1 protein-coding gene is annotated in these 2,370 nt (G+C 44.0%); it reads right to left on the bottom strand.

The window, feature by feature from the left end:
• Positions 1–2,351 (bottom strand): InlB B-repeat-containing protein (locus B5D52_RS15815; RefSeq protein WP_200805619.1); only part of this gene is annotated, 2,351 nt, incomplete at its 3' end.
• Between the last annotated feature and the right edge of the window lie 19 nt (positions 2,352–2,370).

Genomic DNA, 2,370 nt, shown 5'->3' with positions numbered 1-2,370 from the left:
TGCGCATTCGGTGCAAAAAGATTTTCCGATACACCGGTCATCAAATCATGCTCATATACATACTGAACAGCCTCAGCAAACCACGCATCTGCCGGGACGTCATCAAAATCAGCTACCTTACCTTCGGTCAGCGGAACATCTTCCTCATCGATATTCTCCGTATCGTCGTCGTCACGGTCGTTTCGATCAGAGGAAGAATCGTCACTTGCTTCCGGATGCGATGCACCGCCGCTGCCGGTGTGACGAGTCACAGATACCGTGCAGGTATCCGTTGCTGCTTTGTGGTTCTGGTCACCATCATATGTTGCGGTAAATATGTACTCAGCCTTTTCGTTGGGAAGGGTGACAGAATAGATACCATCGTCGTTGTCTATTACCTTGATGTTCTCATTATCGCAGGTGACCGTTACTTTGCCTTCGTCAGGTATGCCGACAATACTCAAAATCACCTTTCCACCGCCGGAAATTTCAGCGCTGGAAGGTGTAATCGCAAGATTAGTTTCTGCCTTTTTAATGGCGAAATCGACGCTTGCTGTCGCATCTTCCACGGTAATACTTGCAGTGTAATCGCCTACATTGATCGGCATCACTTCTACATCATCTTGTGTGTAAACAATCGAAGGTACATCACCTTTCCAACTAGCAGTTTTTACAAGAGCGTTTTTCATTTGTCCATCATAAGTCAAATCACCACTCGGTGCAAAAATTGCTATCGAACCCAGTGCTGTATTACAGTCCTCACAAATCTGTGTCAACGTATTTTCTTCTGCTGTATACTTATAGTTTTCCGAAGCATGTGCGCATTTTTCCCATTGTGCATAGAGAGTCAATCCATCACTAAAAAGGGCATTGTCTAACTCTTCACCATTGGTAAAGGACTCTCCTTCACCGTTCGGCTGCGTATTCCAACCTGTGAATTTGTAGCCAGTGCGCGTAAAAGGATCTTCCGGAAGTATTATATCTTGACTTTCGCGTACATAAAGGATTTGGGAGATATCGCTATAATTATCATTAAGTGTAACGGCATCTACCTGCGATGTACCTCTAATTTCAGCTTTGTCAGCATCGTAATACAAAAGGCCCGCGACACCCACTAATTCTAATAAATCTAAATCATCCGTGGTCAAAGTGTAGCCTTCTGCTCCGATTGCCGCTGTGCAATCATTTTGATAAAAAAAGGCATATTTGATTTTGAATGGATTTTTCAATTCCGATGTAAAATTCGGATAATTTGTTCCTACACTTGCGCCAGCTGTGCAGAAAATATCAAAGTAACTAATCTCTTTTTCGCCATTTGGAGCATATTGAGCATAATTTCCGCTCATTTCGAGCGTTCCGCCTATATACGTGGTATCTTTACCATTGATGAAGATAGCTCCGCCCCAATTACTATCTGTTCCTTCTGCGGAGCGGTCTGCTACGTTATCAATAATTTTTCCGTCATATAGATATGCTTTTGACTCCGTATTATATACAACTACCGCAGATCCATAGTGCGTTCCTGTGTTATTTGAGATTTCACCGCCATACATATAAAATGTACCACCGAAGCCACCGCCGTAGACAAATACTCCTCCGCCATTTGCACCATGGCCATTACAAATTCGTCCACTATACATGGTAAAGCAAGCATCCGGAGAAGCGATTAAAACATTTGCACCTCCGCCATTCAAGTAGCCATTTTGAATAACCGTATCATATATTGTAAAGTTGCCATCAACCTGTACAACGCGGAATCCATTTATATTCTCATTACATTTAGCATCTAAAATCACATCATGAGTAATTAAAGATCCCTGAACTACAAGCAGCGAAGTAGCTACATCGGTGGTATAACTATCATCTCGAGAAATACTATAATCATTACCATTTAATTCCACGAAACGATCACTTTCGATTGTTAACGACTGAGTCAGCGTAATATCGTCTTCAACCCAAATAATCGTGGGATTTTGTGAGTCCTGACTCGCATTACTAATAGCATCACGCAACTCTTGTTCTGTCTTGACAAAGATATCTCCCTTCATCTGCAAAAACTGGAGCGGAGTATTCTCAGCCTCGACGATTGTTTCTATTTGCTGCTTAACCTCATGCTTGATTTCAGATCCAGCCACAACGCAATCGCCCTCGTGACCATCTTCCAGTGTACAGCCCTCGGTCACCTTACACGGAGCGCTTTCCGGTTCTTCCGGCTCAGACTCTGCTACTACACACTCACCCTCGTGACCATCTTCCAGTGTACAGCCCTCGGTCACCGTGCACAGAATGCTTTCCGGTTCTTCCGGCTCAGACTCCACTACAACGCACTCACCCTCATGGCTAGCCTCCAGTGTGCAGCCTTCGGTTTCCACACACACTTCCACAGTACCT

Origin of the sequence: Butyricicoccus pullicaecorum DSM 23266, from assembly GCF_900167005.1 — a bacterium.
Lineage (GTDB): Bacteria > Bacillota > Clostridia > Oscillospirales > Butyricicoccaceae > Butyricicoccus > Butyricicoccus pullicaecorum.
The sequence above is the reverse complement of the archived record's forward strand: the minus strand, read 5'-3'. Positions and strand labels throughout refer to the sequence as shown.